The sequence below is a fragment of the Planctomycetia bacterium genome, from assembly GCA_015200345.1.
Classification (GTDB): Bacteria; Planctomycetota; Phycisphaerae; order UBA1845; family UTPLA1; genus PLA3.
In genome coordinates this window covers 2,517,957-2,538,649 of the sequence record CP054187.1, presented here as the reverse complement: position 1 = coordinate 2,538,649, position 20,693 = coordinate 2,517,957, and the positions used below count along the sequence as shown (strand labels likewise).

At 63.3% G+C, this 20,693-nt stretch carries 21 protein-coding genes; 16 read left to right on the top strand and 5 right to left on the bottom strand.

Annotation, left to right across the window (positions count from 1 at the left end):
* The first annotated feature begins 47 nt into the window (after positions 1 to 47).
* From HRU71_10405 to HRU71_10390, 4 genes are all read left to right on the top strand, one after another.
* A complete protein-coding gene (locus HRU71_10405) occupies positions 48 to 1,223 on the top strand; it encodes an ABC transporter permease (GenBank protein QOJ03869.1) in 1,176 nt (391 codons plus the stop codon).
* A gap of 60 nt (positions 1,224 to 1,283) precedes the next feature.
* The gene (locus tag HRU71_10400; protein QOJ03868.1) at positions 1,284 to 2,456 is read left to right on the top strand and encodes an ABC transporter permease; all 1,173 of its coding nucleotides are present in this window, start codon (positions 1,284 to 1,286) and stop codon (positions 2,454 to 2,456) included.
* A gap of 21 nt (positions 2,457 to 2,477) precedes the next feature.
* A complete protein-coding gene (locus tag HRU71_10395) occupies positions 2,478 to 3,752 on the top strand; it encodes an efflux RND transporter periplasmic adaptor subunit (protein QOJ03867.1) in 1,275 nt (424 codons plus the stop codon).
* 95 nt (positions 3,753 to 3,847) lie between these two features.
* Positions 3,848 to 4,225, top strand: coding sequence for a hypothetical protein (locus HRU71_10390; GenBank protein QOJ03866.1), 378 nt, complete (start codon positions 3,848 to 3,850; stop codon positions 4,223 to 4,225).
* Between the two features lie 129 nt (positions 4,226 to 4,354).
* Here the strand turns inward: HRU71_10390 and trxA are convergent, their stop codons facing one another.
* A complete protein-coding gene (trxA, locus tag HRU71_10385) occupies positions 4,355 to 4,687 on the bottom strand; it encodes a thioredoxin (protein ID QOJ03865.1) in 333 nt (110 codons plus the stop codon).
* Positions 4,688 to 4,938: 251 nt separating this feature from the next.
* Between trxA and tpx the strand changes: the two genes are divergently transcribed.
* On the top strand, positions 4,939 to 5,445 hold the full coding sequence (tpx, locus tag HRU71_10380; protein ID QOJ03864.1) for a thiol peroxidase: 507 nt from the start codon (positions 4,939 to 4,941) through the stop codon (positions 5,443 to 5,445).
* 378 nt (positions 5,446 to 5,823) lie between these two features.
* On the opposite strand, the gene HRU71_10375 is transcribed toward tpx, so the two are convergent.
* Positions 5,824 to 8,685 carry an insulinase family protein gene (locus tag HRU71_10375; GenBank protein ID QOJ03863.1) on the bottom strand — a complete coding sequence of 954 codons (2,862 nt, stop codon included), beginning with the start codon at positions 8,683 to 8,685 and terminating at the stop codon, positions 5,824 to 5,826.
* Between the two features lie 210 nt (positions 8,686 to 8,895).
* A complete protein-coding gene (locus HRU71_10370) occupies positions 8,896 to 11,235 on the bottom strand; it encodes a M1 family metallopeptidase (protein QOJ03862.1) in 2,340 nt (779 codons plus the stop codon).
* A gap of 197 nt (positions 11,236 to 11,432) precedes the next feature.
* Here HRU71_10370 and HRU71_10365 point away from each other — a divergent pair, with 197 nt between their 5' ends.
* From HRU71_10365 to HRU71_10325, 9 genes are all read left to right on the top strand, one after another.
* Complete coding sequence (locus HRU71_10365; GenBank protein ID QOJ03861.1) at positions 11,433 to 12,056, top strand: hypothetical protein; 624 nt, start codon at positions 11,433 to 11,435, stop codon at positions 12,054 to 12,056.
* Positions 12,057 to 12,159: 103 nt separating this feature from the next.
* Positions 12,160 to 12,465: a BMC domain-containing protein gene (locus tag HRU71_10360; GenBank protein ID QOJ03860.1), complete on the top strand. Its 306-nt coding sequence runs from the start codon at positions 12,160 to 12,162 to the stop codon at positions 12,463 to 12,465.
* Positions 12,466 to 12,680: 215 nt separating this feature from the next.
* Positions 12,681 to 12,968: a EutN/CcmL family microcompartment protein gene (locus tag HRU71_10355; GenBank protein QOJ03859.1), complete on the top strand. Its 288-nt coding sequence runs from the start codon at positions 12,681 to 12,683 to the stop codon at positions 12,966 to 12,968.
* Between the two features lie 30 nt (positions 12,969 to 12,998).
* The gene (locus HRU71_10350; protein ID QOJ03858.1) at positions 12,999 to 14,459 is read left to right on the top strand and encodes an aldehyde dehydrogenase EutE; all 1,461 of its coding nucleotides are present in this window, start codon (positions 12,999 to 13,001) and stop codon (positions 14,457 to 14,459) included.
* Between the two features lie 183 nt (positions 14,460 to 14,642).
* The gene (locus HRU71_10345) at positions 14,643 to 15,224 is read left to right on the top strand and encodes a BMC domain-containing protein (GenBank protein QOJ03857.1); all 582 of its coding nucleotides are present in this window, start codon (positions 14,643 to 14,645) and stop codon (positions 15,222 to 15,224) included.
* Positions 15,224 to 15,505 carry an ethanolamine utilization protein EutN gene (locus HRU71_10340; protein QOJ03856.1) on the top strand — a complete coding sequence of 94 codons (282 nt, stop codon included), beginning with the start codon at positions 15,224 to 15,226 and terminating at the stop codon, positions 15,503 to 15,505. Before HRU71_10345 ends, HRU71_10340 begins: the two co-directional genes overlap by 1 nt.
* Positions 15,502 to 15,774: a EutN/CcmL family microcompartment protein gene (locus tag HRU71_10335; protein ID QOJ03855.1), complete on the top strand. Its 273-nt coding sequence runs from the start codon at positions 15,502 to 15,504 to the stop codon at positions 15,772 to 15,774. Before HRU71_10340 ends, HRU71_10335 begins: the two co-directional genes overlap by 4 nt.
* 45 nt (positions 15,775 to 15,819) lie before the next feature.
* Positions 15,820 to 16,332 carry a DUF456 domain-containing protein gene (locus tag HRU71_10330; protein QOJ03854.1) on the top strand — a complete coding sequence of 171 codons (513 nt, stop codon included), beginning with the start codon at positions 15,820 to 15,822 and terminating at the stop codon, positions 16,330 to 16,332.
* A gap of 9 nt (positions 16,333 to 16,341) precedes the next feature.
* On the top strand, positions 16,342 to 17,130 hold the full coding sequence (locus tag HRU71_10325; protein ID QOJ03853.1) for a hypothetical protein: 789 nt from the start codon (positions 16,342 to 16,344) through the stop codon (positions 17,128 to 17,130).
* Positions 17,131 to 17,139: 9 nt separating this feature from the next.
* On the opposite strand, the gene HRU71_10320 is transcribed toward HRU71_10325, so the two are convergent.
* Positions 17,140 to 17,604 (bottom strand): Rrf2 family transcriptional regulator, encoded by a 465-nt coding sequence (locus HRU71_10320; GenBank protein QOJ03852.1) that lies wholly within the window; start codon positions 17,602 to 17,604, stop codon positions 17,140 to 17,142.
* 369 nt (positions 17,605 to 17,973) lie between these two features.
* Between HRU71_10320 and HRU71_10315 the strand changes: the two genes are divergently transcribed.
* Positions 17,974 to 18,696, top strand: coding sequence for a hypothetical protein (locus HRU71_10315; GenBank protein QOJ03851.1), 723 nt, complete (start codon positions 17,974 to 17,976; stop codon positions 18,694 to 18,696).
* Positions 18,697 to 18,931: 235 nt separating this feature from the next.
* Entirely contained in the window at positions 18,932 to 19,420 is a 489-nt protein-coding gene (locus tag HRU71_10310) for a hypothetical protein (protein ID QOJ03850.1), read from the top strand.
* A gap of 12 nt (positions 19,421 to 19,432) precedes the next feature.
* On the opposite strand, the gene HRU71_10305 is transcribed toward HRU71_10310, so the two are convergent.
* The gene (locus tag HRU71_10305; GenBank protein QOJ04985.1) at positions 19,433 to 20,575 is read right to left on the bottom strand and encodes a DNA adenine methylase; all 1,143 of its coding nucleotides are present in this window, start codon (positions 20,573 to 20,575) and stop codon (positions 19,433 to 19,435) included.
* Between the last annotated feature and the right edge of the window lie 118 nt (positions 20,576 to 20,693).

The following is a 20,693-nucleotide window of genomic DNA, read 5'->3' as shown; positions in this document are numbered from 1 at the left end:
TCGGACGCTTCATTCGATTGCCTCGCGCCGGCCCTGCGAACCCACCCATGCTTCGTCTCACCTACGTCTACCGCAACCTCACGCGAAACACGCGGCGATCCATCATGACCAGCGCAGCCGTCGCTCTGCCCATTGTCATCTTCGTGCTCTCCACCGCCGTCATCGACGGCATCTCGCGCTTTCTCGATAATTCCGCCAAACAGCTTCGACTCGCCATCACGCAAAAGACGTCCATTGTTAATCCGCTGCCCGAAGGACACCGGCGCAAAATCGAGTCGCTCGATCCGACCGGCACGCGCATCCTTGCCGTTTGCGGCATGCGCTGGATCGGCGGCCAGCGCGAGAACGACCCCATGCCGCTTTCCACGCTCGGCGTCGATCACGATACGTTCGTCGAGGCGTTTCCCGAGCATCGACTGACGCAGGAGGAAATCGACGCCTGGCTGCGCGATCGGCAGGCGCTGATGGTCGGCCGCAACACGGCCACGCAACTGGGCTGGAAGGTCGGCCAGCGTGTGACGATCATGCCGTCCGTGCCGCCCTATACGCCGATTGAGTTTCACGTTGTCTCGACAATGGAACAGGCGGAGGACGTGGTCACGCTGTGGTTCCGCCGCGATTACTTTGAAGAAATCCTCAAGCGCGAGGGCAAGGATTACCCCGAAGGGCTGGTCAGCTTTTATTTCGTCAAGTGCGGCAGCAAGGCGGACATGGATTACTTCCGCCAGGAAATCGACCGCATCTTCGCCGGCACGCTCGACGAAACCAAGACCTCGGACGAAAAAACGTTCATGAACGAGTTCATCACGCAGCAGTTCGACCTGCCGCGAAACCTGACGATCCTGTCGGCGATGACCGTCTTTGTCGCGGTGATCGCCGCCATGAACGCCATGAGCATGAACGTGCGCGATCGCATCAGCGAGATCGCCACGCTCAAGGCGCTGGGGTTCTCCGGCCTGTTCGCGCTGGGGTTGATCCTCGCCGAGAGCCTGCTCATCTGCGGGCTGGGCGGCCTGGCCGGTTCGCTGGGGCCGTATGTTGCGTTCACCTACACGCCGCTGCGAAAGATCAACATCCCGGTGATTCAAACGTTTGAGATTCCTTTCGCGATGTGCATTAAATCGGTGCTGGTGGCGCTGGGGATCGGTCTGTTGGCCGGCGCGTGGCCAAGCTGGTTGGCCCTGCGGATGAAAGTCGTGGCGGCGCTGCGGAATCTGGAGTAAGGAAGCGGCGAGCAGGCTCGTCGGCTAAATGCAAAAACTTATACCGCTGACCACCCTCAAATGGCACTCCCTCTTTACTACAACTGGCGAAATCTGCTCGTGCGGAAGTTGAGCACCGGCCTGACGTTCGTCATCGTCGCGGTGGTCGTGGCGGTGCTGGCGGTGCTGCTGTCGTTCTCCGAAGGCATCCGCGCGTCGATGAAATCGAGCGGCTCGAGCGCCAACATCGTCGCCCTTCAGACCGGCGCCACCGCCGAGAGCACCAGCATCATCCGCCCCGAAGAGGCCGCGCGCATGATGCAGACGCCGGGTGTGGCACGTGAGCCTGACGGCCAGCCGCTCGTCAGCCACGAATTGTGCGTGCAGGCGTCCATCCCGCGACGTCCTCCTCCGGGCAACCCGGCCAACGTCGCCGTGCGCGGCGTCGATGACACCGCGTTTCTCGTCCACAACGAGGTAAAACTGATCGAGGGACGCATGTTCAATCCCGCCGCGCACGAGGTCATCGTCGGCCGCGCGGCGCGCGAACGCTATCGCAACCTCGAAGTCGGCGGCCAAATCACCATCGGACGATCGACGGACAAAACCTTCACCGTCGTCGGCGTATTCGAAGCCGGCGGCGGCGCGCTGGAAAGCGAAATCTGGGGACCGCGCAGCATGATCAGTGACGTCTACCTGCGCCGCTTTACCTCCAGCGCCATCATGCGGCTCGAAGACCCCGGCGCCGCGCCCGCGGCCATCAACTACATCCGCGGCCCGGCCGTGCGCATGAATGCCAAGACCGAGGCGGATTACTACGTCGATCTCTCGTCGAAGACACGCGAGATCGTCGTCCTCACGACGATCCTGATCGCCATCATGGCAGTGGGTGCGGTCTTTGCCGTGGCGACGACCATGTACACCTCGGTAGACAGCCGGCGGCGGGAGATCGCCATGCTCCGCACGCTGGGCTTTTCCCGCCGCTCGGTCATTGTCGCATTCCTGACCGAGAGCCTGCTCATCTGCCTCGCGGCCTGCGCGGTCGGGCTGATCGGTTCGCTCTTTGTCAGCGGCTCGCGGCAGGATTTCCTATCGGACCAGACCTGGACCGTGATCGCCTACGAGCTTCGCATCACGCCCGTAACCGTCGCCGCGGCGATCGGGCTTTCCATCCTCGTCGGCGTGGCGGGGGCCGTCGCCCCGGCCCTGCGAGCCGCTCGCATCCGCGTGATCGAAGCCCTGCGTAAGGGCTAGCCGCCCGCTAGAATGGTCTGCATGCAAGCGCCTACCGACCTCCGAGCCCAGCTTCGCAGCCTGACGATCAACAAGGATCAGCGGCCTGCCTCTGCGTCCAAGCCCACCCCATCGGCAGCGGTCGGCCAGGTCCGATCCGGCACGCGATTCGGCAAGCGGTTCTTCCTCTTCGGCGGCATCGTGATCGGTGCATTTCTGCTCTGGTACTTCGCGCCCGACGCAGCGACGCTGGGCCTAAGCGGCGGCAGCAGCGCCGCGGCGGAGGTACGACTCATTACCGTCACCTCGCGCGGGGCGGCCGATGTCCCCCCGGTCTTCACGGCGGCCGGCAAGATCGTGTCAGACCACAAGGTCTCGGTCAGCACGAAGGTCTCTGGGCAGATCGTCGAGCTGCGTTTCGAACAGGGCGACCGGGTGAAGAAGGGGCAGGTCATCGCGCGGATTGAGGACGTGAATTACCGCGCCATGCGCGATCAGGCGGCCGCGCACCTCGAGAAGAGCCGCGCGGCCCTGGCTTATCAACAGGTGAACTTCGATCGCGTGGCCCGGCTGCACCAATCGAGCGACGCGCCGGACATCGAGTTTGTTGATGCCAAGCGCGCGGTGGAAGAAGCGCGGGCGCAGGTCGCGGCCGACGAGGCGGCCCTGACGTTTGCGGAAAAGGCGCTTCGAGATTGCGAAGTCGTGGCGCCGATCGAAGGCGTGATCTTGGAGCGCAGCGTGGAGGTGGGCGATTTCGTGGCGGCCGAAGGCGGGCGCGGGGCGATTGCCAACGCGCAGTTCGCCGTGATCGCGGACATGACGGCCCTGCGCGTCGAGGTGGACATCAGCGAGCTGGACATCGCGCGGATTCGCCAGGACATGCCCTGCGTCATCACGCCCGACGCGTACAAAGACCGCCGCTATGACGGTCACGTGATGTGGATCGACCCCGGCGCGAATTACTCCAAGGCGACGGTGCAGGCCAAGGTACGCATCGACAATCCCGACGACTTTCTGCGAGTGGAAGGCGCCGCGCAGGTGGCATTCTTCAACGACAAGCCGCAGACCGACCGTGCATCGAGCGCGCAGGCGATCTGGGTGCCGCGGTCGGCGTGCAAGGTGGAGGCAGAGGGCAGCGGCGCGACAGTCTTCCTCGCCGAGGGCGGCGTGCTTCGCGCGACGCGCGTCACGACCGGACGGATCAGCGGCGCACAGATCGAGATTGTGAGCGGTCTGAAAACCGGCCAGCGCATCGCCGCCGATGGCGTTGACAAGCTCGCCGACGGCCAGAAGCTCGCGCCCGCTTCACCGTGACGCTCTGATTTGACAGCCGGCCTCCGACCGTGAAACAATCTTCCGATGTACGTTTCGGCATGTCGCGCACCTTTTATGGAAACGAGGAGTCTTTCATGCGAACCATTCATCGAATCGTTGCGGGAATCAGCCTGATCGCTCTGACGGGCTGTTCGCCGGTCGCCGGAACCTGGGTCAGCGAGGGCGGCGCGGACAAAACCGTCAGCCCCATTGCCCGCGTCACCTTCTGCCACGACGGCACCTTCACGGCCGAAGCGGAGTACGGCGACAAAGGCAAGCATGCCATGAGCGGCGGCTACTGCGTGAAGGGTGACAAGCTCTGTATCATGGCGGACGGGCAGAAGCGGATGTACCCGTTCAGCGTGTCGGGGGATGTGCTGACCCTTGGCGAGCACAAGGCGCAGATGAAGCGGCTCAAGGGTTGTTCGGGCTGCTGCGGAACAAGTTGCAGCGGTTCCTGCGAGAAGAAATAGCAGGCGCGGCGACTGCCCTTGGAACCACTTGAAGCAAGAACACAAAGCCCCGGGCAATTTGCCCGGGGCTTTTTTTCATCTGATCGACCCGCGCCATGAGAAGCCCGGATCGCGCAAACGCAAGCGCGGTTACTTGATCAATCCCGCAAGCGCCGCCTGAAAGTCCTTCTTGCCGGTGAGGCCGACAAACTTCTGCACGACTTCGCCCTTGTGGAAGATCATGACCGTCGGGATGGCCTGGATGTTGTATTGCATCGGCACCTGCTGGCTGTTCTCGGTGTTGAGCTTGCCAACCTTCACCTTGCCGGCGTAGTCGTTGGCCAGCTCGTCGATGGTCGGCCCCAGGGCGCGGCAGGGCATGCACCACTCGGCCCAGAAGTCCACCAGCACCGGCTTGTCGGACTTGATCACCTCGGTCTCGAAATTGTCATCGTTGAATTCAAGCGTGTTTGCGCCAGCCATCGGTCCCTTCCTCCTTCGGTCCTGGGGTGTGCGTGGTTTGGATTGTCATGCCAACAGATGGGCGGTCGTCCAATCACACCGCGTGGCGCCGCCTGTGAATCGGAGGGATTCTAGGAGGCGCCGCGCGGTTCGTCAAAAACCCCGTGCGATCGTGCGGGTTGACGCGCGCCCGAAGCCGGGATTACCATTCCACGCCTGTCCGGCATGAGTTGAAACAACCCCAAGACAGTTAGACCGCAAGGAGATGCACCATGGCGCGAACCACCACCCTCAAGGGCAAACCGCTTGATCTGGAAGGCCCGGAGCTGAAAGTCGGCGACGCCGCTCCCGACGCCGTGCTGAAGAAAAGCCTCGTGGATGATTTCCGCATCAGCGAAACCAAGGGCAAGACGCGCGTCTTCTCCGTCGTGCCCTCACTGGATACACCCGTCTGCGCCGAACAGACGCGCCGGTTCAACAAGGAACTGGCCGCCATGCCGAACGTCACGTGCTACACCATCAGCTGCGATCTGCCCATGGCCATGAACCGCTTCTGCGGCGCCGAGGGCATCGAGACCGGCAAGATCGTGCCGCTTAGCGATCACAAGGAGGTCGCGTTCGGCAAGGCCTATGGGACGCTCATTCCGTCGCTTCGCATTCTGTGCCGCGCGGTCTTCGTCGTGGACGCGGCCGACAAGCTCCGATACGTCGAATACGTCCCGGAAGTCGCCAGCCACCCCAATTATGAGGCGATCCTCGCCTGCCTGAAATCGCTCTAGCGCGACAACTCAACATTTGGCTCCGGCCGCCCGATCAATCGGGTGGAAGGCGTTAACCTCGCGTTTAGCGCGGAAAGGAGCGGATGGGATGTTTGATTTTCAGGCTTCTCTGGACAGTTTCTTGAGCGGGTTTCTGGCGTTTCTCAACGACCTGTTGAACGCGCTGTTCGGCGGACTGGCGTCCGTCTTCAGCATTTTCACCGGTGGCGGCGCGGTCTAAACCCGCTGTCGAAATCACCACACACACCGCACGCGGCCCGCTCGGCACCCTTGCCGGGCGGGCCGTTGTGTTTTGCCATGCGCCGGCACGCAACGAAACGCCCCGGCCAGGCTCGACCGGGGCGTTGGTAGGATTCTGTTTCATCGACGGCAAAACGGCTACGAGTTCTCGTCGTCCGTGTCTTCATCGCCGTTGTCATCGTCCTCTTCACTCTTGTCAGCGTCCTTCGCCGCGTCGGGCGTCGGCGTGACCTTGAAATCGCCGGCGCGAATCTCGACCAGCTTGCTCGGATCGATGTGTTTGCGAAGCGCTGCGTTCACTTCGTCGAGCGTCAGCTTCTCAATCTTCGCCAGCTCCTCCGCGCGGAACTTCATCGTGCGGCCCAGGTACAAGTCGTTCGCCAGCATCCCGGCGATCCCGCCGTCGGCCGACAACTGCACCTTCATCTGCTCGAGATATCCCTTGCGCGCGTCCTCCAGTTCCTCGGCCGTGACGCCCTTCTTCAGCAGCTTGTCGAGTTCCTCGCGGGCACAGGCGATGGCCTTCTCGGCGTTCTGCGGTGCACAGATGCCGTACACGCCGAACATGCCCACGCGATCCAGCGCGCTGGCGTTCAGCATGGACCCGGCTCCGTACGACAGACCTTCCTTCTGCCGCAGGCGATTGAGAATCCGCGAATTGCTGCTCTGACCCAGAATGAAGTTGCCCAGTTTCAGCGCCGCGAAGTCCGCGTCGTCGTCCTTGATCGGCAGATTCATCGCCATGGCGATCAACGCGTTCTGCTTGTCGGGCGTGTTGATCGCCACCGTGTCGGGCTTGGTTTCCTTGAACTCACGCGCGATCCGCTCGAATGGCCGCGGACTCTTCCAGCCCTTGAACGTGTTCGCCACGATCGTCCTTGCTTCGGACGCGTCAATATCGCCGACAATCGACACCTCGCCGTGGCTGGCGCCGAGCAGTTCCTTGTACGCCGTCTTGATGTCGTCGAGCGTAACCGCCTGGAGCCGCTGGAGTTGCTCGGACGGCGTCGGCACGTAGCGCACATCGCTCGGCTCGTATGGATTCATTCGACGCATCATCTCGTTCATCGCCAGGACCATCGGCTCGGAGAGCTGGCTTTCCAGCGAAGCCATGGCCTGCTTTTTAAGCTTGTCGAACTCCTTCTCGGGGAAGGTCGGCTCGCGCAGCATCTCGCGAAGCAGCGACATCGCCTCGGCGAAATACTTGCGCTCGGTCTCGATGCTGATCGACAACGCGCCGGTCTCGCCGCCGCCCCCGCCGCGGCCCATCCGCCCGCGACCGCCGCCGCCACCGATGCCGATCGACGTCTTGATACGATCCAGCTCATCCGCCAGCTCGCGCCGCGAATGCTTGGCCGTCCCCTTGTCGAGCATCGAGGCGATCATGCCGACCGCGTCGATTCGGCCCTTGAAGTCTTCCTCGCTGCCGTAACGCAGCGTGATCGTCGCGCTGATCTTCTGCCCGCGCGTCTTCTTCGGGATCATCGCGAGCTTTAACCCGCCCGGAAGTTCCTCGCGCTGCGTGCGCGACTCGATCGCCAGGGGATCGGGCGGAAGCGCCTCACCCTGCACGACCGCCTGCTGCCCCGTGTAGTCCTTCAGCATCGCCAGCACGTCGGGCGGCGGCGGTACCGTCGTGCGGATCGGATCCTTCGTCGGGATGAACATGCCCACCGTGCGATTGCTCGGCCGCAGGTACAGCGCCGCGACGCGCTTCACGTCGGCCGGCGTCACCTTCGCGACCTGGTCGCGATGCCAGAACATCAGCCGCCAGTCGCCCATCGCCGCGTACTCGCTCAACTGCACGCCGACGCGACCGCTGTCGTTGATCAGCCGCGTGAACTGCTTGGCGTACGAATTCTTGGCGCGATCCACTTCGGCTTCGGTGATGTCCTGATTCGCCAGGTCGTCCAGCACGGCAAGCATTGTCTCGCGCACGTCGTCCAGCGACTTGTTCTGCCGCACCTCGGCCATGATCTCCAGATGCCCCGGCTCGCACAGGCTGTAGGCACTGGCCCGCACCGACGTCGCCTTCTCGGTCTCGATCAGAGCCTTGTACAGCCGGCCGGTCTGGGTCGCTTCGAGGATATCCGCCATGACGTCGACCGCCGCCATGTCCGGGTGCGATCCCGAGCAGATGTGATAGACGCAGCCGACGGCCTGAATATCGCCGACGCGCCGCAGGGTGACGAACCGCTCATCGTCCTGGGTCGGCTCGACGGTGTAGGTCGGCTCAAGCGTGCGCTCGGGCCGGGGGATGCCGCCGAAAAGGCGCTCGATTTTCTTGAGCGTCGCCGTTTCGTCGAACTTGCCGGCCACGACCAGCATGGCGTTGTCGGGTTGATAAAACTTCTTGTAGAACGCCTGCAACCGATGAATGGGCACGCGCTCGATGTCCTCGCGCGAGCCGATCGTGCTCTTGCCGTAGTTGTGCCACAGGTAGGCCGCCGACGTGATGCGCTCGGAGAGAATGCCGACCGGATCGTTCTCGCCCATCTCGAACTCGTTGCGCACGACGGAGAATTCCGACTTCAGGTCCTTCTCGGCGATGAAACTGTTGACCATGCGGTCGGCCTCCAGCTCCAGCGCGAAGTTGAGATTCTCCTCCGTGGCCGCCAGCGTTTCGAAGTAATTCGTGCGGTCGTACCACGTGGTGCCGTTGAAGCTCGCGCCGTGATCCTGGAGCGACTTCCAGACCTGCGGAAACTTCGGCGTGCCCTTGAAAACCATGTGTTCCAGCAGGTGGGCCATGCCCGTCTCGCCGTAGCCCTCGTGCCGCGAGCCGACGAAGTAGGTGATGTTCACCGTGACGGTCGGCTTGGACTCGTCGGGGAAGAGCAGCACCTTCATGCCATTGTCGAGCGCGTACTCGGTGATGCCCTCCACGCTGCGAATCTTCTTCGCGTCGCCGGCGGCCTGCACCGATACGGCGATTGAAAGAAAGCAGATCACGACACCGGCCATACAGACCGGTCGCCACGGTTTGGTGAACGATTTCACGGCGATTCCTCCCGAAAAAATGGATCTCGATGCTCGACTGAAGCGGGGGAGGATTATACCGCCGACGGCCATGCAGCACAAACGGCGACGCATCACGAATGACCGTGGATAAGCCGTTTCAGCCGGCTCGTTGCGAAGCCGGTTTGGGGATTCGAAGGTTGAGGCTGATTAATTGCGCAGATCCACCGGGCTGCCGCGGCCCGGCTCTGTTTATGGCAGATACGCCGCAAGAAACAGCGCGAGGTCCGCGCCATCGGCCACGTCGTTGCCGTCCAGATCGCTGCGATCGACGTGATCCGGATCGGTGTCCGCGCCGAGCAAGACCTGCACAAACAAATCGACATCGAGCTCATCCGCGTCGCAATCCGCATCGATGTCCGCCGCGACAATGCACGGCGCCACGCTGAATCGAATCACCGCGTCGCCGCCCGCCGTGCCTTCGCCCGAAGGCAGCGACGCCGGACTGGCCGGGTCCGTCATCTCGCCGTCCAGTGCCATGCCGCTGTTCACAGCCGTCAGGGTGTCGCGAATCGTCAGCGTATAGCTGTCGGGCGGGAGCGGAGCGGCGAAGTTCAGCACCACGGGATTGACGTTCGCGCCCGAGGCCAGTGTGAACGCAACCGGGCCGACCACGTCACCGATGACGGTGAAGTCCGCCGCGGTCGTATTGACATTCGTATGAAACCAGACGCTGACCTGATTCGCGCCCCAGTCCACCGTCGCGCCCGGCACCGGCGCCGCCGTGACGATCTTCGGCGGGCCTGCCTGATAGGCGGCGCTCGTCGGCGCAGGCCGCAGGATGTATTGATCGGGGTCGAGCGACAGCGCCGTCACCGGACCGCTGACCGGCACCACGAACCATTCGGTGCGAGCATCGTTCCAGACGGTCACCGTCTGCGGGCTGCCGCCGATCGTGGCGCGCAGATCCACCGGCATCGTGAACACATTCGGATACCCGGCCGTCGTGTGCGTCTGTGCGATCCGCACCGCGAGGTAGTTCTGCCCGGCGACGTTCAGCGATTGCCAGCCGAAGTTGTACGTCGGCGCGCCGGGCTGGAAGACCCACTGGTTGAAGAACCAGTCGAGGTCCTGGCCGGTCGTGCTCTCGGCGACGGTGATGAAGTCGTTTGTCGTCGCTGCATCGAACTCGTAGGCCGCGCGATAATCCGTGAGCAGCTGGAAGAACGTGGCGTCGCCCAGAACATGCCGCAGCATGTGCAGCACCCACCCGCCTTTTCGATAGCTAAGGTCCGACGAAAAGACGCGATTCATCCCGCCGCTCGTGACCGTCGCCGGCGGAATATAAACCGTGCCCGTGCTTGTCACCGACGGCTTCCGCGCGACCACCGCCGCCAGATACGCCGCCGTGTCGATCGACCCGGTCTTGCGCTCCTCCCACAGGCACTCGCTGTACGTCGCGAAACCCTCGTTCAGCCAGATATCGCTCCACGTCTTGCACGTGATCATGTCGCCCCACCACTGATGGCCCAGTTCGTGCGCGGTCACGCTCTCGGAGAACGTGCCCTGGCCCGTCATGGTCTGGTGCTCCATGCCGCCGCCGAAGTTGAAATGATAAATGCCGTACTTCTCGTTGATGAACGGGTATTCGCCGTAAACCGATCGAAACGCCGCCAGCATGTCGATGCACTTTTCCCAGCTCGCGCGATTGGCCGGCGTGTCACTGTTCGGATAGATATAAAACTCGACGGGCATCGTGCCGCCGGGGTACGTGTACGTCTGCGTCCACTTTGTGTAATTCGTCGCGGCAAATGAGAGAAGGTACGTCGACATCGGGTAATTCGTAGCCCAGTTGTATCGCTTGCGACCGCCGCTCAACGTATCGACACCGAGCAACGTGCCGTTGGACGGCACCACCCAGTTGTTCGGTGCGGTCAGCGAAAACTCAAACGTCGCCTTGTCGCCGTTGTCGCCCGCATCATTCGTCGGCCCGTCCTTCGCCGGCCACCACGTATACGCATACCACGCCTCGCTCAACGTCGCGACGACGGCCGTGCTGCCGCCCGTCTGCGTGTCCACTTCGATGGAGCCGAACCCGGCGGAGAACGACGTGCCGGTGTATTCAATCGTGAGTGTGAACACCTCGTCAGCGTTGTAGGCGCGATCAAGCGTCGCGAGGCGCGTCGTCGTGCTTTGCGTGGCGACCGAGATCGGCGTCGTGCCGTTGATCAGGGCGCTGGTGATCGTGTATTGCGTGCGCAGGCGAAACGTGAACTCCGACAACCCATCGACCAGCGACTTGATGGTCATCACATTCCGGCCGGTGATGGTGCACGTGTTGCTCGCGATGTTGATGTTTGAAATTTCAATGTCCAGATCGTAGTGCAGCACGTCGGTGTCGATCAGCGCGTCGCGCATTCCCGCCGCGCCCCCCGATTCAGCATCCTGCTCCGCCGCCCGATCGCGCAGGACCGCCGCATGGGCCTTCCCACACCGCTGGCCGTCCGCATCAACACACGGATCCGCTGACGGCTCAACCGGACCGAACAGACCGGTACACCAAAACGCCAATGCAAACCAATGAGTTGTCACCACCACTCCACCTTTCCCCCCGATCCCCTGATTCGCATTATAGCCGCTCGCCGAGCGAGTCCGAGATCCAGACGATCAAGAATCGGTTCCGAGCCGACGCAGTCATGCGGCGGAAGGTTCCGGGCCATAACCGGCCCGGCTCGGATGGGCGTCTGGTAATTGACAGCCTCGCGCCCCAGTCCTAACGTAGCGCCTCTATGGCCGTGGACCTTCGCAGCTATACCTTCCTCGACAGCCTCCAGCCGCAGTTCGCCTCGTTTCAGGCGACGGTCTCGCAGGGCTTTCTGCCCAACCCGTTTCAGGCAGCGCTGTTTGTGGAGATTTCCCCGGGCATCGAGATCAACCGCGTGACCGATATCGCCCTGAAAAGCACGCGCGTCACCCCCGGCATGCAGATCGTCGAGCGGCTCTACGGCCTCCTCGAAGTTCACGCCGACAGCCAGGCCGATGTCCGCGCCGCGGGCCAGGCGATCCTTTCAGCCTTGGAGTTGAAGGAAGAAGACCGCATCAAGCCGCGCGTCCTCTCCAGCCAGGTGATCCGCCACGTCGATGCATACCAGACGCAGTTAATCAATCGCATGCGCCATGGCAACATGATCCTGCCAGGCCATTCGCTGTATGTCATGGAGCTGGAGCCGGCGGCCTATGCGGCCCTCGCGGCCAACGAAGCAGAGAAGGCCGCGAACATCAACATCCTTGAAGTGCGCTCGTTCGGCAGTTTCGGGCGCGTGTACCTCGGCGGCGAGGAGCGCGACATTGACGTGGGCTATCGCGCAGCCGAAGCGGCGATCGCCGGCGTGACCGGGCGCAGCGCGAAATAACCCGATACCCCGGGTAGCGTGAGCGTCCCACCCGCAAGATGGCCGGACGACGAATGTGGACTACACGATCAGATGGGTTTCGTGACTTGGATGGAGGTATGCGGTGAGTACCGAAGCACTGGGAATGATCGAGACGCGCGGATTCGCCGCGATGGTCGAAGCGGCCGACGCAATGGTGAAGGCCGCCAAGGTCGAGCTGGTCTCGTATGAGAAAATCGGCGGGGGCTATGTGACGGCGATCGTGCGCGGCGACGTGGCCGCGGTTCGCGCCGCCTGCGACGCGGGCCAGGCCGCCGCGGCGCGCGTGGGCGAGGTGGTCGCGGTGCACGTCATCGCTCGGCCGCACACCAACGTGGACATCGCCCTGCCGCTGGGCCGCGCCGAACAGGCGAAGAAGGCCGGCAAGTAGCGCGTCGTTTCCAAGCCGCGACCGTCAGGAAGCGCGAGCAACCGTTCCGCGAGCTGCGTAGCGCTTCAAGCGTTCGCAGACTTCAGACGAGCGATTAAACAACTGCCGGCTTCGGGACGCATCGGTGAAGTTCGCCGCACGACGGCCTTGGCTCGACAAAAAAATGAACGCACCACGTTGAACGGATTCGTTCAATGCATTGACACAAGAATCTCATGCTGCTCGCCCAAGTCATCGGCACGGTCGTCGCCACCCGCAAGGAACCCAGCCTTGGCGGGCTGAAGATGCTCGTGCTCAAGTGCGTCGATCTCGACGGCAAGCCGACCGGCGCGACGGTCGTCGCGGCCGATGCCGTCGGCGCGGGGATCGGCGAAATGGTGCTGTACGCCGCCGGCTCCTCGGCGCGGCAGACCGAGGCGACGGACAAGAAGCCCGTCGACGCCGTCGTCATGGCGATCGTCGATCAGTGGGAAGTCGGCGGGGAAACGAAATACAAGAAGTAGTTCCGCATCCCTCGTCCAGGAGCTTGCGCCGTGTCTCGCCTCGATGACAGCCAAATCGACGCCATCGCCGCCCGCGTCTTCGATCGGCTGCGATCCGGCGCGGCGCCTGGCGCGCCGAACCTCCCGCCCGCCCAGCGCGAAACCATCGCGCGCGGCGGCGCGCTCCCCGCCGGCGTCTTCCGCACCATTGACGAGTGCGTCGCCGCGGCCACCGAAGCGTTCAGGCAATTCAAACGCGTCAGCCTCGAGAAACGCAAGGAAATCATCGCTGCCATCCGCGAGTCGATGTTCGCCAACGCCATCAGCCTCGCCCGCGATGCACACGAAGAAACCGGCCTGGGCCGCGTCGAGGACAAGATCATAAAAAACCGCCTCGTCACGCGAAAGACGCCCGGCCCAGAAGTCCTCGAACCGCGCGCTTCCTCCGGCGACAACGGCCTCACGCTCATCGAGCGTGCGCCTTTCGGCGTCATCGCCGCCATCACGCCGACCACCAATCCGACGTCGACCATCATCTGCAACACGATCGGCATGGTCTCGGCCGGCAACACCGTCGTCTTCAACGTGCATCCCAACGCGAAGCGCGTTTCGTGTCGCAACGTCGGCCTCATCAACGAGGCCATCCAGCGCGCCGGCGGACCTCCCAACGTCGTCACCGCGCTGGCCGAGCCGACCATCGAGTCGGCGCAACAACTGATGCAGCATCGCGGCGTGCGACTGCTCGTCGTCACCGGCGGGCCGGGCGTCGTGAAGGCCGCCATGGCCAGCGGCAAACGCGCCGTCTGCGCCGGGCCGGGCAATCCGCCCGTCGTCGTCGATGAGACGGCCGATCTCGACAAAGCCGGTCGAGACATCGTGCGCGGAGCGTCGTTCGACAACAACGTGATCTGCACCGACGAGAAGGAAGTCTTCGCGGTGCAGGCGATTGCCGACAAGCTGCTCAAAGTGATGGAGTCCAACGGCGCGATCATTCTGACGGCGCCGCAGACCCGCGCGCTGGAAAAAGTCATCTTCGAGGAAACACGCGGCCCGCGCAAACCCGGCGTCATCAACCGAAAGTGGATCGGAAAAAACGCCAACGTCATTCTCGAACAGATCGGCCTGCGCGTGCCGGACACGGTGCGACTCGCGGTGCTGGATGTGCCGGTCGAGCATCCGCTCATCTGGACCGAGCAGCTCATGCCGGTTCTGCCGGTCGCACGCGTCAAGAGTGCCGACGAAGCCATCGATCTCGCCATCGCCGCCGAACACGGCTTCGGCCACTCGGCCGCCATGCACTCGCTGAATCTGGCGAACCTCTCGCGCATGGCGCGCGAGATCAATTGCAGCATCTTCGTGAAGAACGGACCGATTTACTGCGGCCTCGGCGAGGGGGGAGAGGGATACTGCTCGTTCAGCATTGCCAGCCCCACGGGCGAAGGTCTGACCGACCCGCGCACCTTTTCCCGCGAGCGGCGATGCGTGCTGGTCGATCACTTTAGAATCGTGTAACGAGCCGCGGGTAATCAACGAGCCGCGGGCCGCCAACGAGCAGCAGGTAGTCAACGAGCCGCGGGCCGCCAACGAGCAGCAGGTAATCAACGAGCCGCGGGCTTCAGCCCGCGCGGCCTGACGAATGTGAGTATCGCCTGACGAATGTATACGACACCAACGAACCATTAAGGTGAATCCCGCTTGTCCGACGCACCCGCCATCGCACTGATCGAATACACCAGCGTCGCCCTCGGCACGCGCGCCGCCGACGCGCTCGCCAAGAAGGCCCCCGTGGACATCGTCCGCGTCGGCACGTTCCAACCGGGCCGATTCGCTGTTCTTTTTGAGGGCGACGTCGCATCCGTTCAGGAATCTTTTGCCGCTGGTTGCCAATATGGTGCGGAGAGCGTGCTCGACCGCGTCCTGTTGCCCGACGTCAATCGCTCCGTGTATGACGCCGTGGGCGGCGCGACGACCGACTGGTCGCCCGATACGCTGGGCATCATTGAAACGCCGACGCTTGCGGCCGTGCTGGAAGCCGCCGACGCGGCGGTGAAGGGCGCGAACGTGTGCATCGTTCAATTGCGCCTGGGCGATGGCCTGGGCGGCAAGGGGTTGGCGTACTTCACCGGCGAGCAGGCCGACGTGGAGGCGGCGATTGAAATCGGCTGCGGTCGTATTGCCAATCGCTCCGCGCCGGCATGCAGCAGCATCATCCCGCGATGGGACGATGCCCTGCGCGAGAAGCTGTCTCGCTCGACGCGCTTCGGGGAGGGCTGGTGATGCACCTCGGTCGCGTGATGGGAACGGTCGTGAACGCAGTCGCCTACAAAGGCCTGACCGGCGTGCCGTTTCTCATCGTGCAGCCGCTGGACAAGCTGCAACAGCCGGCGGGTTCGCCGATTGTCTGTTGCGATGCGACGCGCATGGCCGGTCCGGGCGAGCTGATTTACTTCGAAGGTGGACGTGAAGCGGCGATGGCGCTGGACGAGACGTTCGTACCGGTGGATCACGCGATCATCGGCATTGTCGACGCCGTCGAGTTGTCGGGGGGCGAATCGTGATCCTCGGCATCGTTCGCGGCAACATCGTCTCCACGATTCATCATCCGATCTGCGCCGGCAAGAAGCTGATGATTGTCGATCACATTTACGCGGACGGCTCACCGACGGGCAAGTATCTCATTGCCTTGGATTCGGTCGGCGCGGGGCCGGGCCAGCGCGTGCTCGTGCTCGACGAGGGCAACGGCGCGCGACAGGTGCTGAACGACCCCAAAGCCCCGGTGCGGTCGATCATTGTTGGAATTATTGACGAGATCAGCGCCGCCATCTAAGCCCCGGGCGCCGACGGCCTTCCGGCGCGCGCGGTTGAAACCGTCATGGAAACGTTTCTCTTCATCGCCCTGGTCACACTCGCCCTCGCCGGCGTCGCCCTCGCCGCGTTCACGTTACCCGGCTCGTGGGTCATTCTCGCCTCCGCCATCGGTTACGACTGCTACTTCGGCTGGCAGCGATTCGGCTGGAAATGGCTCGTCGCACTTGGCGCGATCGCGCTCACGGCCGAGATCGTTGAACTGGCCGCGTCGGCCGTCGTCGCGGGCAAGGCCGGCGCCAGCCGCCGCGCCGCCGTCGGCTCGCTCCTCGGCGGTTTTGCGGGCATGCTGCTGCTCTCCGTTCCCATTCCCGTCGTCGGCACGATCCTCGGCGGCTTCATCGGCTGTTTCATCGGCGCGCTCGCCGGCGAAATGACCCTGCGCGATGACCTGCGCAGCGGCGTGCGCGTCGGCCTCTTTGCCACGCTCGGCCGCCTGCTCGGCATGATGGTGAAAATTTCCGCCGCCATGGCCATCGCCGGCGCCGTCGTCTCGCTCGCGTTCATCGCGACATGGTAGAATGGCGCAATGCCTCGCTTCGCCCGGATCACGCACCGACTTGCCCGTTTCACTCTGCTCGCGCCGGCCTGGACGGCTCTCGCCGCGGGGGTGCTTCCGCTTCTTCAACCGTCCAGCGCAGACCAAATTGCCCCGCTGCGGCAATCAACCTCCGCGCCGAGTTCTCGGCCTACGACCCAGCCCACTTCGCGTCCGGCCCAGTCGTCGCTGGCTCGGCGCATCGAATCCCTCATCGTACAACTGGGTGACCGCGACTACCGCCGCCGCGAAGGCGCGCAGCAGGAGCTGGCCTCCCTCGGTTCCGCTGCCCTGCCGCTGCTCATTCAGCGCGTGCCGCATCCCGATGCGGAAATCAACGACCGACTGATCACGTTGATCGGCGCGCCGGCCGCCATGGCCCTTCGCATTGAGTTTGCCTCGCGCCTGCTGGAGACGGCCGACCCGGACCACCTGGAGCGTGCCGTCTACTTGCTGTTTGACGACCCGGTGGCCGTCTGCGAGCCGTTCAAACTGCGCGTTCGCGATGCGACCGGCGCGATGGCGGCGATTTGCGCTCCGATCATCGAGCAACTGGACCGCTGCCGCGCATCGGACGAGATCACGCGAAGCCACCTCGAGAAAATTCGGCGCAAAAGCCCCGAGAAGGCCGCCGAAACCCTGCGGAAGAACAAGGAAGGCTATCTGTACAACGCGGAGGCGGCCTACTGGTCAGCCGTGGAGGCGCTGGCGGCGTACATCGAACAAGAGACTTCGCGCCCGGGCGCCAGCACCGCGACGACGCAGCGCGCCACCCCATGACCAGCGCGCTTAAACATGCGCGGCGACCGGATTCGCGGCCCGCGAGCCGGGGTTGCCCGACGTTCCCAGCAGCAAGTCCATAATAGACGTTTTGCGTAATACAGTCCGAACGGCGTCGCTGACTTCCAACTGGGATTGATCCAGCGTCGCCTGAACCGCCGGCGGCAATCCTTTTACCAACGACGGCTTGGATGGGTCGGACATCAACGCCCCGACGCCGTCGAACACATCAAACAGCGTGATTGCTTCCATCGGCTTGTTCAACCGAAATCCGCCGCGCGGACCGCGATCCGATCGCAACACGCCGGCGTTGGCCAACTGGCTAAGGATTTTGGCGACATACGCCTTGGGGATGTGATGCTTCTCCGCGACGTCGCCGGCGCGCACGCCAAGCGGCGAGGAAGAACCGCGTTGCTGCTCCGCGATCTCGTAGATCGCAAGCAGCGCATAAGCAGCCGTCTTTTTTCTCAACATGGGCGACTCTCCTGTTCGAAGCCGGCGTCGCGTGCGCGACGCGGCATTCCAGGGGCGGGGTCGAACGGTCGCTGATGCGAGCCGTGGGTCGCCGTTCCGGACGTCTGACTGCCCTCGAAGCGTCGTGCTCACCTCGAGGGATTCAGACACGAGGAATCCTAGTGAGCGAGAATATCCTCCGCCACCGGATTCCGATTATCATTAAAGCCTACCATTCTGGCGGCGGGACGCCAAGAAAATCTGAACTTTTTGTGCCCCATTTTCGGGCGCATCCCCATGGAACGGAATCTTCGCACTGCGTGAATCGCGATGGCTCAACACGATCGCAAATCCCCGCCAAGCTGGCTGCGTGCGCTTGGCTCCGATGACTTGCCCGAGTCACTTAACACCGAAGGCCGCTCCTATCGGCTCTCGAAAACGTTTAAGCACGACTTCTTCGCCGCGACCGGCCTCTATCAATCCGGTGATGGACACAAGATCATCCTCAAAATCGGCCGCCTCGCCACGCTCATGGGCATTCCTCTTTCGTTCATCGGGCGCTATCTCGCGCGGCACGAGGCGCGCCTCTACACCGCCGTCCAGGGCATCGAAGGCGTCCCGCGCTTTCTCGGCCGATATGAAAAGACCGGCATCCTTCATGACTTCGTTGAAGGTGCTCCCCTGTCAAAAGAAGGCACGCTCGCGGACGACTTCTTTCCCCGGCTCGAAGCCCTGCTCGGTGAAATTCACCGCCGCGGCATCGCCTACGTCGACCTCGAAAAACGCGAGAACATCCTGCTGGGAGACGACGGCCGCCCGCATCTGATTGATTTTCAAATCTCCTGGCGCGCCGGCGATGGCATCCTCGGACGATCCTGGCCTGCGCGAAAACTCCTCGCCACACTCCAATCCGCCGACCGCTATCACCTGTACAAACATTGGCGGCGCATGCGGCCCGACCAGCTCAACCCGGCGCAGATCGACGATACGTACCAGGCGCCGATCTGGATCCGCTGGCATCGTTTCTTTTTCCGTCCACTGACCTTGCTGCGGCGGCGGATCCTGGTCTGGCTCGGCGCCCGCGACTCCGCTCGCGTCCGCTCACCGGGTTGACTCGGACCCGCCGCGACGATTCGACACTCGCGCGATACAATCCCGGCATTCGATCACTGCTTCGCGCAGGAGGCGATCGGCGACCGCGATCGGTTCAACCGAAGTGGAGCCGCAGAATGATTCATAGGGGTGGCACCCGCCGCGGCGGGTGAATCACAGGCGAAACGCCTGTGCCACAGGTGAATGCGCTTCGTGGCTTCACTTTGCGACCAACCGGGATACAGGAACACGCCGCATGGTCATCACCGCTGCTCAACGCGACCTCGTCGATTCGTTTCGCGCCGCTTTTGAGGAGGCGTTTGCAAACGACGCGCGATTCAAGGCCCCCTTCCGCCACGATCGGCCCGACGGCTCGACCCTCGCCACGCGCTGGCCCACCGCCGCCAACGAGCACGTCTGGCTCGAGATCGCCGTGCGTCCGCTCATCCCGCAGGTCCGCGTCGGCATCCTCACCGACGATCGCTGGAAGAGCGAGGACTTTGAGGAGAAGATCGAAGAATCCGGCGATACGATGTCGGAGTTTGTCGAGATGGGATTCGAAGAGGCCGGTCTCACCTGGCTCGACCCGCCCGTCGAACACTATCGCGAAGAGATGAAGTTCTTCTATTTTGCGTCGGCCGTGGAACTGCCGCGCCTCGAAGATCTCGCCACGCCCGCCGTCCGCGAAAAAACCCGACAGATGTTCGAGGGCTATTTCCACGCCTTCGGGCCGTACCTTGAATAGAGCCGCGCTCGCTCAAGCCCGCTCGACCAGGAACAACTGCTCTTTCACATGAAGCGGCCGATTGCGCAGATTCCGGCTTCCGCGAAAGGTGTTGTAAACCGTCTCGATCACCTCGACGCGCCCGTGTCGCGACAGGAGGGCATCGAATTGTGCCCGCGAGATGAAGCCCTCGTTGTTGTAGGATATCAGCAAGTGCGATGCCGGCGTGTGTACGATCAAATCTTCCAGCGCGTGGGCCGCTGCCCCGCGCCGGTTGTATTCCGAACGCTGCCAGCCCTGCACGATGCCCGATACAGCGCTGATCACCGCCGGCTCCTCGTACGTGGCAATCAGATTCAGCATGAAATAATTGGAGCCGTACGGATGCTGGTTGTACGGCGGATCGAAGTACGCCACGTCCATCGCCGGCAGGCGACGCACCAGTTGGTTCGCATCTTCCCGATGCACCTGAACATCGCACTCAAATCGGCTGAAGACCGGGAACGGCAGCTCGATACGCCCAAGAATGCGAGCCAGTGCATCACCATTTTGCCCGCCGAATCGACCGATGCCACGCGCGTCTTTGTAGAACCCCTTGAACACGCCGGACGTATTGTTGTGAACCGACGCCTCCGCCAGCAGCGGCGCCAGCAGAAACGACTGCATGGCCGCGGGCGCCTCTCGGATCGCCGCGCGCATCGAATCGATCCGCATGGCGTTGTCGACCGTGAAAAACACGCGCTCGCCGGGCTGGATCGCGTCGTCGCGCTCCGGCGAATACAACCGCCGGATGAAGCCGTCGCGAACAGGAAGCGACCTCGCCGCGCCTTCGACACGCGCGTGATGTCGACGCAACTCCGTGAAGTCAATCTCTGAAGCGTTGGCGAGATAACACTCGCCGATGATCTTCGCGTATGGCTCCAGATCGTTTGAAACCAGCAACGAGGCGTGCTGCTTGAATAAACGCGAGACCACGCCCGACCCGGCGAAGGCATCGAGAATGCGCAGCCGATCGCGACCCAGCCGCCGTCGAACCCGCGCCAGCGCCGCGTCAATCGTGTGCAGCAGGCCGCGCTTGTTGCCCAGGTATGTTATCAATTGCTCGCGGAGGTAACGCTCATTTTCCACACGGACCCGCGAGGCATTGGGGGCTTTTCGGCCTGTTGTTCCGGTCATCGCAATCATGCGTCATCACCTGACGCAGCGTTGTACCGTTTGCGGCGCGCGGGAGCAACAAAAAACCGGCGAAGCAGCTCGCTCCGCCGGTTGGTAAGTATTCACCTGTGATCTTCGA

Excerpts from the sequence above, each read along its gene's own strand:
- HRU71_10405 (QOJ03869.1), top strand. The coding sequence starts at position 48 with ATGCTTCGTCTCACCTACGTCTACCGCAACCTCACGCGAAACACGCGG.
- HRU71_10400 (QOJ03868.1), top strand. The coding sequence starts at position 1,284 with ATGGCACTCCCTCTTTACTACAACTGGCGAAATCTGCTCGTGCGGAAG.
- HRU71_10395 (QOJ03867.1), top strand. The coding sequence starts at position 2,478 with ATGCAAGCGCCTACCGACCTCCGAGCCCAGCTTCGCAGCCTGACGATC.
- HRU71_10390 (QOJ03866.1), top strand. The coding sequence starts at position 3,848 with ATGCGAACCATTCATCGAATCGTTGCGGGAATCAGCCTGATCGCTCTG.
- trxA (QOJ03865.1), bottom strand. The coding sequence starts at position 4,687 with ATGGCTGGCGCAAACACGCTTGAATTCAACGATGACAATTTCGAGACC.
- tpx (QOJ03864.1), top strand. The coding sequence starts at position 4,939 with ATGGCGCGAACCACCACCCTCAAGGGCAAACCGCTTGATCTGGAAGGC.
- HRU71_10365 (QOJ03861.1), top strand. The coding sequence starts at position 11,433 with ATGGCCGTGGACCTTCGCAGCTATACCTTCCTCGACAGCCTCCAGCCG.
- HRU71_10355 (QOJ03859.1), top strand. The coding sequence starts at position 12,681 with ATGCTGCTCGCCCAAGTCATCGGCACGGTCGTCGCCACCCGCAAGGAA.
- HRU71_10340 (QOJ03856.1), top strand. The coding sequence starts at position 15,224 with ATGCACCTCGGTCGCGTGATGGGAACGGTCGTGAACGCAGTCGCCTAC.
- HRU71_10330 (QOJ03854.1), top strand. The coding sequence starts at position 15,820 with ATGGAAACGTTTCTCTTCATCGCCCTGGTCACACTCGCCCTCGCCGGC.
- HRU71_10325 (QOJ03853.1), top strand. The coding sequence starts at position 16,342 with ATGCCTCGCTTCGCCCGGATCACGCACCGACTTGCCCGTTTCACTCTG.
- HRU71_10320 (QOJ03852.1), bottom strand. The coding sequence starts at position 17,604 with ATGTTGAGAAAAAAGACGGCTGCTTATGCGCTGCTTGCGATCTACGAG.
- HRU71_10310 (QOJ03850.1), top strand. The coding sequence starts at position 18,932 with ATGGTCATCACCGCTGCTCAACGCGACCTCGTCGATTCGTTTCGCGCC.
- HRU71_10305 (QOJ04985.1), bottom strand. The coding sequence starts at position 20,575 with ATGACCGGAACAACAGGCCGAAAAGCCCCCAATGCCTCGCGGGTCCGT.